Here is a 7640-nt window from a genome sequence, read left to right as displayed (position 1 = left end):
TGTACGGGGTGGGGGACTGGCGCGAGCCGTTCTCCATCCAGAGCATCTCCAAGGTGTTCACGCTGGCGCTCGCGCTGTCGAGGGACGGGGACGCGCTGTGGCGGCGCGTGGGGAAGGAGCCATCGGGCAATCCGTTCAACTCGCTGGTGCAGCTGGAGTACGAGCAGGGCATCCCGCGCAATCCGTTCATCAACGCGGGGGCGCTGGTCATCACGGACCGGTTGCAGCGGCTCACGGGGGATGCGCGAGGCACGCTGCGGGACTTCCTGCGCGCGGAGAGCGGCAATCCGTCCGTGGATTTTGATCCGGTCATCGCCGCGTCGGAGGCGGAGCACGGGCACCGCAACCGCGCGCTGGCGCACTTCATGGCCAGCTACGGCAACATGGAGGGCGCGGTGCCGGAGGTGCTGGAGCACTACTTCTGGCAGTGCTCCCTGGCGATGAGCTGCGCGGACCTGGCGAGGGCCTGTGGCTTCCTCGCGCGCCATGGTCAGCGAGCGGACGGCTCCAGGCTGCTCACGCGCAGCCAGGCCAAGCAGGTCAACGCGGTGATGCTCACGTGCGGCACCTACGACGCGGCGGGCGAGTTCGCCTACCGCGTGGGGCTGCCGGGAAAGAGCGGCGTGGGAGGGGGCATCATCGCGGTCATCCCCAACCGCTGCGGCCTGTGCGTATGGAGCCCCGGGCTGGATGCAAGGGGCAATTCCGTCGCGGGCGTGGAAGCGCTGGACCGGTTCACGACGCTGACCGGCCTGTCCATCTTCTGAAGCCGCGCTTCGTCAGCGCAGCCCGTCCAGCAATGCGGCCAGCTTCTGGGGCTGGGACGCGAAGGGCGAGTGCGACGTGTCCAGTGTGTCCACGGTGAACGCGTTGCAGGGTGTGAAGGCGTCGGCCTCGCGGATCATCAGGTCCTGGAGCGCGGGGGCCAGGGCGCGGTCCTGGGCGCAGCGCAGGTAGCTGCGGGGAATGCGGCCCCAGCGCTCCTTCGTGGCGCCGACCTTTCCGGTCCACAGGGACAAGGGAATGTCCGGCGTGAGGGTGAGCGCGAAGGGCAGGAAGGCCGCTGCGTCCACGTCGTGGTAGAAGCCCGCGCGAAGCGCCTCGCGGTATGCCGCATCGCCGCGAGGGTTGATCCGCACCGCGCCCAGCTTCGCGGCATCGCCGATGAAGAGTGCTTCGCTGTAGGGCGTGTGGCCCTCGGGCAGGGCGCCGTAGGCGCTGGCGCTCTGGAGGCGCAGCGGGACAAAGGCGCTCAGGTACACCAGCCTGCCAATGAGGTGCGGGGCCTTCTCCGCCGCGCGGGTGATGACGGTGCCACCCGCGCTGTGACCTACAAGAACGGGCTTGGATCCGGCCTGGAGCTTCTCCAGCGCGGTGACCACTGCGTCCGCGCAGTCGTCCAACGTGACGTCGGCCAGGGGCGAGCGCTCCACCGCGAAGCGAGCCGCGTCGCCCGTGAGATAGGACGCGGGGAAGCGCGCGTTGAGGCCGTGGCCAGGCAGGTCGATGGCCACCACCTGATGCCCCATCGCGCACAGGGCCTCCGCGACGCGCGACCAGTGCAGGGCGTTGTGCCACGCGCCGTGGACCAGGAGGAGCGTCCTGGCCTTGCGCGGCGCCTTCGAGGGTGTGGCCGCGAACCCGAGCCCCGGCAGCAGGGCCGAGCCCACGAGGGCGGTCTTCATCAGGTCACGACGGTTCATGGGGGACTCGTTCGTTGGGGGGAAGCATGGACATGAGCCGTTCACGCACGCGGGCGAGGTCGAAGAGCTGCCGTTCGACCTCCGCCAGGCGTTCACGGTGGGCCGCGAGCGCGTCCGGGCAGATGGCATCCGTGACCTGCCGGAGCATGCAGCCCGGGAAGGTGGCGATCTCCTCCAGGGAAAAGCCCAGGCGGATCATCCGGGCCACCTGCATGACCTGGGGGACGGCGACCTCGTCGAAGTCACGGTAGCCGTTGTCGCGGCGGTGCGAGGCGAGCAGCCCCGCCTTGTCGTAGTGGCGGATGGACCGCGCGCTGCTGCCCGTGCGCCGGGCGAGTTCTCCGATGTTCATCGATTCTCCTGAGTCCAGATGTCAGGGACCCCTAACATCCACGCGGCTCGCTTCCCGCCCGACACGCTCAAAACCTGTCCGACAGTCGGACAGGTTCGAGCGGCTGGGATGGCGCAGGGCCTCCCCTCCGCGCGGGCCCCAACTTGTCCGACTGTCGGACAGGTTTTTACGGTGCGCCTCCGGCGGGGCGGCCTGACGCGGGTTCTCTCCTTCTCATTCGGGGAGACGGACTTCATGTTCGGGAGCTTCGGGCCTGCCACCGGTGTCAAGGTCAAGACCCCAGTGGGGAATGTGACGGTGATGGCCTCACTCGATGCCTGAGCGCGATCTAGGGTGCTCCGCGTGAGTGTCTCCCCGCCCGTGCCCCGTCCGCGTCCCGCGCTTCTCACGCTTGCCTACCTGGCCTTCGTCAGCCTGGGGTTGCCGGACGCGGTGCTGGGCGTCGCGTGGCCGTCACTGCGCACCACGTTCGGTCTGTCCCAGGCGACGATGGGCGCCATCCTGGGGACCGCGGCCGTCGCGTACTTCATCTCCGGACTGCTCGCGGGCCGGCTGATGCGGGCCATGAACCTGGGGTTGCTGCTGGCGCTGAGCACCGGCTCGGTGGCGCTGGGGCTCACGGGGTACTCGACGGTGCCCCTGTTCGCGCTGTTCCTGGCCGCTGCTTGCTTCATTGGCTTCGGCTCGGGCGCCATCGACTCCGCGCTCAACAACTACGCGGCCCAGAACTTCGGCCCCAAGCACATGTCCTGGTTGCACGCGGCCTACAGCGTGGGCGCGGCGATGGGCCCCGTGCTGATGACCGCGCTGCTCGCGCGAGGCGCAGGGTGGCGCACGGGCTATGCCGTCCTCGCCGTCACCCTGGGCACGCTGGCCCTGTCGTTCCTGGTGATGCGCCGGCTGTGGGACGCGCCCTCGGCGCCGGGAGAGGAACCCCGGGCGGAGGTGCCCACCGCGTCCGCGATGGAGGCCGTGCGCCGTCCCCGCGTGTGGCTGCAGATCCTCACGTTCTTCTTCTACACGGGCCTGGAGGTGACGGCCGGCCAGTGGAGCTTCACGGTGCTCACCGAAGGCCGGGGCCTGCACACCGCCGCCGCGGGCACCTTCGTGAGCCTCTACTGGGGCAGCCTGCTCGCGGGGCGTGTGCTGTCCGGCTTCGTCGTCGAACACCTCGGACCGGTGCGCATGCTGCGCGGGAGCACCGCGCTGTCGGTGGCGGGCGCCGTCCTGTTCGCGATTCCCTCCGTGCCTCCCGCGCTGGGCCTCGTGTTGCTGGGGCTCGCGCTCGCGCCCATCTTCCCGGCCCTCATGTCGGTGACGCCGGGCCGCGTGGGGCTGGATGTCTCCGCGCACGCCGTGGGCTTCCAGGTCAGCGCGGCGACGACGGGCGTGGCGGCGATCCCCAGCCTCGCGGGGATCATCGCGGAGCGGTGGGGGCTCCAGTTCATCGCCCCCTACATGCTCGGGGTCGCCGTGGTGCTGCTCGGGGTGCACGGCGTGCTGTCCGCCGTGGCGGACCGCCCCCAGCTCTCGCGCTGAGCGTCAGCTCCCCGCCGGCAGCTCCGCGCTCCTCAGCATCTTGGGGCCTTGCTCCGTCCACTGCGACAGCCGCAGCGTCGCGCCCCGCGTCCCGGTGCGCGGCTCCACCTCCACGAAGGTGAAGCGCTGCTCCAGCTTCGCGCGCTGCTGCTTCGCGGGCTCCAGCGAGGGATTGACCTGGAGCTCCGCGAGGTATTCACCCCATTCCTCGTCGGTGGCCTCCGGAGCGGGGAGCCGCAGGAGGGAGATCCACGTGCCGGTGTTGGCGTAGAGGGGGCCATTGCCCTCGTGCCAGCGGGCCGCGTGCGTGTGGCCCATCACCACCGCATGGGGGTTGTACTTCTTGCCCAGCCGAGCGGTCTCCGCGAGCTCGTCCTTGCCCGGCTCCAGGGCGAAGTAGTCCGTGCCCGTCCTTCCCGCGACCGCGCGGTGCAGCCGCGCGTAGAGCGCGAAGCCCGCCCGGGCCAGCTTCAGCCGGGCGCGGCCCAGGGCCTCCGGATTGTCGAAGGCGTTGAGCTTCTCCGGGTCGAGCACCGACAGGAGCGCGTCCACCTCGTCGTCCTTCAGGTCCACCCGCGCCAGGCTGCGCGCCAGGTGCACGTCCGCTTCCGAACCGCCCACCGCGTCCATGGGTTCGAGCGCGAAGGCCGGCGCGAGGCCCCGGTTCTGCAGCAGGCGCCGGATGAGCGTGAGCGTCCCGGGCGTGAACAGGACCTTGAGCGCGTCCGGCTTCACGCCGAGCGCCACCATCACCGCGCCCTCGAAGTCCGGCTTGAGCAGGTCCATGTACCGCATGCGGTGCTGGTGCTTGAGCGGGTTGAGCAGCGTCTTCACCAGCACCGAGCCCGGCGGATACCGGAAGCGGTTCGCCCGCTCCGGCGACAGCAGCGAGGGGTAGTCGATGCGGTTCGCCACGTCGGTGTGCTCACCGTGCGTGACGAGCACGCGCGACCCGCCGACCTCCAGTTGCAGCGGCGCGGTGCCGTCCCGGAACTCCAGCCGCGAAGCCACCTCCCGGGGCTGTCCCAGCGCGGAGCGGATCACCTCCTGGACCTCCGGCAGCGCCAGCTCCAGGTCGTGGTTGCCCACCACCATCGTCGCCCGGCCGCCCGCGGCCAGCACCCGCCCGAGCGCCTTCAACGCGGGCGCCGTCGTCGCGGACGTCACCAGGGCCCGGGCCTGCTCCAGCGTCCGCTGGGGATCCACCGCCAGCGGGTCGTCATTGAGCAGGAAGTCGAAGCTGTCCCCGTTGAGGACGACGTGGGTGGGCTCGCGGGTGAAGGAGTCGAAGAGGGCGGGCAGCTCGGCGGCGCCCGCGAAGATGTCGTAGGGGCCTCCGTTGCCGAGGTGGAGGTCGCTGAGAATGAGCGTTCGCATGGGTCGATGCTCCTTTCAGGGAAGCGTCTTCAAGGCGGTCTGCCGGATGCTCACGGCGGGATCGCCGAGCACCACGTAGTTGCGGGCGTCGTTGCGTTCAATCCACCGGTGCAGCAGCTCACGCGGCTGGAGCTTGCCGTTGGACGTGTTGGCATCCAGGTGCGTCAGCAGGATGTTGTTGGCGTCGGAGAGCCGGTCCCGGAAATCCTTCAGCGCATAGCCCACCGGCAGGCCGCCCATGATCCACCCGAGGGTGTTGCGGAAGGGCAGGATGGTCGCCTGCGTCATCTGCAGGGGCTTGATGGAGAAGCCCCAGGCCCGCTCCACGTGGCCGATGACCGCGAGCGCGCCGCCGTTGGGATGGGCCAGCAGCCGGCGGGGCAGGGCCGCGATGAAGGGCGCATTCGCGAGCGCGTCTCCGCCACGGGAGGCCGTCATGGGGAACTCGTCATGCGCGGGCGTGCCCACGCCGAAGCAGGCGAAGAAGAACGCCACCAGGCCATGGAGTTTCGCGTCGTCCTGGATGTCCGACGCCGCCACGTAGTGCTCGGGGGTCATCGCGCCGAAGCCGGACCAGTCCTGGCTCAGCAATGCGCCTTGTTTCGCGAGCTGGAGCGGGTCGTTCGCCTTGAACCCCACGCCGTGGGACGCGGTGAAGAGCACGGCGGGCCGCTCCACCCGGCCGTGAAGCGCTTCGAGCAGCCACTCGCGGGTCGCGTCGTCCTCGATGGCGTCCCGGCTGGTGTAGCGCGCCTTCGCGGCGAGCGTCTTCGCCAGCTGAGGCGGTTGTTCCAGCGGTGCCCCCCGAGCCAGCGGGGCGACGAGGCTGTCCGCGCTGAGCTCCGTGGACCGGTCACCGGGATGCTTGGGTCCCCACCAGCTCACCTGACGGTGATTGGGAACGAACTCATCCGTCTCATACGCCACCACGCTGGCCGCATAGCGCGCGTACTCCTCGGTCGTGTCGAACGACAGACGGCCGACGGCATACGACAGGGAGAGCGAGTGCTGGACGTCGAACGGGATGGCGTCGGGTCCGCCGACGAGCAGCAGGTAGTAGGGGACCGCATCCGGATCCACGTCGCCGATGGCCGCTCCGTACCGCTGGAGGAATTGATGCGCTGTCTCTCCGGGCTGGTAGGTGAGGATGTGGAACCGGCCCGGCTCCACGCGCGCGTGCCGGTGGACGAGGAGGGGATCCAGGCTCTGGCGAAGCGCCTCGGAGGCGGACGCGGGGAACACCACGCCCCAACCGGCCTCGGCATAGACCTCCGGCCGGACGTCGAAAGGCAGCCCGAACCGGGTGGTGAGGGGGACGTACTCGAGCCACTTCCTCCAGGCCTCGAAATACGCGGCCTGGCCCTGGGGCTCCGCCACCTCCGCGGCCGCGGGCAACGCGATGGGCGGCACCAGGTACTGCCCGGTGGTGCCGTCGATGCCGTTGAGGACCAGCGGATCCTCCGGGCGGTTGATGGGGCGCTCCACGTTCACCTCCTCCCCGACATCCTAGGCATCCACGCTGACCTGGAAAGAGCGGACAGGGGCCCGGGTGTCGGGCGCCCGGCGTTCAGAGGCGCCCGGTGTCGCGTGGCGTGCGCGCATTCCGACCGTGGGGCCGGCGTGTCACCTGGTCCACGGTGGGCTCGTCCCCTCGGACAGAGGCCCGCCGTTTCATGGTGGCAATCCCTTACGCCAGGTTCGCGCCTCGCTGGACTTGTGGCGTGTGAGCGCAAGCCTTTGTGCGGTGTATGACTTTGGCCTGACGCGTCTGGCATTGCGGGGCGTGTCTGTGTTCACGTTCGCGCCGCGTCCGGCGCACATGGCACCCCTCGCCAGGTCCGTCCGGACGCGAGGGAGAACACTCATGCAGAAGAAGCCCGAGTTCCAGGAAGTGGTGGAGGGCTGGCTGGCCGGCAATGAGGAGTCCCATGGCATGACCAACCCGGCGGGACCGCTCTTCGTGGGAGGTGAGCGCACGGAGCAGGCGCTCACCGAGTCCAACCTGGTGGCGGACACGGGTTGCAGCAGCTGCACCGCGTCCACGACCGCGTTCTGCTGTTGATCCATCGCGGCCCCCCGTCCGCATGAATCACCCCTCCGGCGCCGTGCGCGGCACCGGAGGGCCTTCCACGATTCCCCTCACCGGTCCCCACCCCCAGGGAGCCCCCTCATGGTCCACGAGGAAGCGTCGATGGCTGCCGAGGTCCCTCCCGAGGGATGGCTCGCGCGCCCCGTGAACGTCCTGCTGGCGCCGCACCTGGACGCGCTGTCCGAACGGCTCTCTCAAATACAGGGCCTGTCCTCCGCCGAGCGCGACGTGGTGGAGGCCGCGGCCCGCGAGATGCTCGGCTTCAGCGCCCAGCTCAAGCTCAACCGCGTGCTCCTCCTGGAGCTGCACGCAGCGTCGCTGGAGGGCCGGCTCGACGCGGCGGACTCGCCGGGGAGGTGGGCCCAGTTCCTCGACCACGCGTGCTCGTCCCGCTTCCACGAGCACCTGCGCGGCCGCTACCCGCCGCTCCTGGACCGGCTGGGGACGTTGGGCCGGCTCCAGACCCAGGCGGTGCTGCGCCTGACGGAGCGGTTCGTCGCGGACCGGGAGTCCCTGCCGGAGCTGCCCGGCCGTCCGCGCGGCGCGCTGAGGCGCCTGCGGCTGGGGGAGGGGGATGCCC

At 70.3% G+C, this 7640-nt stretch carries 7 protein-coding genes and 1 pseudogene; 4 read left to right on the top strand and 4 right to left on the bottom strand.

Translation table 11 applies throughout. The features are described 5' to 3' along the window. On the top strand, positions 1-767 hold a 767-nt coding region (locus tag D7X55_RS31615; protein ID WP_121725012.1), incomplete at its 5' end, for a glutaminase. Between the two features lie 12 nt (positions 768-779). On the opposite strand, the gene D7X55_RS31610 is transcribed toward D7X55_RS31615, so the two are convergent. Together D7X55_RS31610 and D7X55_RS31605 are read right to left on the bottom strand one after the other, a co-directional pair. Next, entirely contained in the window at positions 780-1703 is a 924-nt protein-coding gene (locus D7X55_RS31610) for an alpha/beta fold hydrolase (protein ID WP_121725010.1), read from the bottom strand. After that, on the bottom strand, positions 1690-2055 hold the full coding sequence (locus D7X55_RS31605; protein ID WP_121725009.1) for a MerR family transcriptional regulator: 366 nt from the start codon (positions 2053-2055) through the stop codon (positions 1690-1692). Before D7X55_RS31605 ends, D7X55_RS31610 begins: the two co-directional genes overlap by 14 nt. A gap of 342 nt (positions 2056-2397) precedes the next feature. Between D7X55_RS31605 and D7X55_RS31600 the strand changes: the two genes are divergently transcribed. Continuing rightward, complete coding sequence (locus D7X55_RS31600) at positions 2398-3594, top strand: sugar MFS transporter (RefSeq protein WP_233610188.1); 1197 nt, start codon at positions 2398-2400, stop codon at positions 3592-3594. A gap of 3 nt (positions 3595-3597) precedes the next feature. Here D7X55_RS31600 and D7X55_RS31595 read toward each other — a convergent pair whose 3' ends face one another. Together D7X55_RS31595 and D7X55_RS31590 are read right to left on the bottom strand one after the other, a co-directional pair. Further along, positions 3598-4971 (bottom strand): metallophosphoesterase, encoded by a 1374-nt coding sequence (locus tag D7X55_RS31595; protein ID WP_120552452.1) that lies wholly within the window; start codon positions 4969-4971, stop codon positions 3598-3600. A gap of 15 nt (positions 4972-4986) precedes the next feature. Beyond that, entirely contained in the window at positions 4987-6456 is a 1470-nt protein-coding gene (locus tag D7X55_RS31590) for a C25 family cysteine peptidase (protein WP_158616322.1), read from the bottom strand. Between the two features lie 379 nt (positions 6457-6835). On the opposite strand from D7X55_RS31590, the gene D7X55_RS31585 reads away from it, so the two are divergent. Both D7X55_RS31585 and D7X55_RS31580 read left to right on the top strand, forming a co-directional pair. After that, positions 6836-7033: a DUF6229 family protein gene (locus D7X55_RS31585; protein WP_121725008.1), complete on the top strand. Its 198-nt coding sequence runs from the start codon at positions 6836-6838 to the stop codon at positions 7031-7033. 129 nt (positions 7034-7162) lie between these two features. Next, a pseudogene (locus D7X55_RS31580) lies at positions 7163-7640 on the top strand (type 2 lantipeptide synthetase LanM); the annotation flags it as partial.

The sequence above is a fragment of the Corallococcus sp. AB049A genome, assembly GCF_003668885.1.
Taxonomy (GTDB): domain Bacteria; phylum Myxococcota; class Myxococcia; order Myxococcales; family Myxococcaceae; genus Corallococcus; species Corallococcus interemptor.
This window is presented reverse-complemented; position numbering and strand designations above follow the sequence as displayed.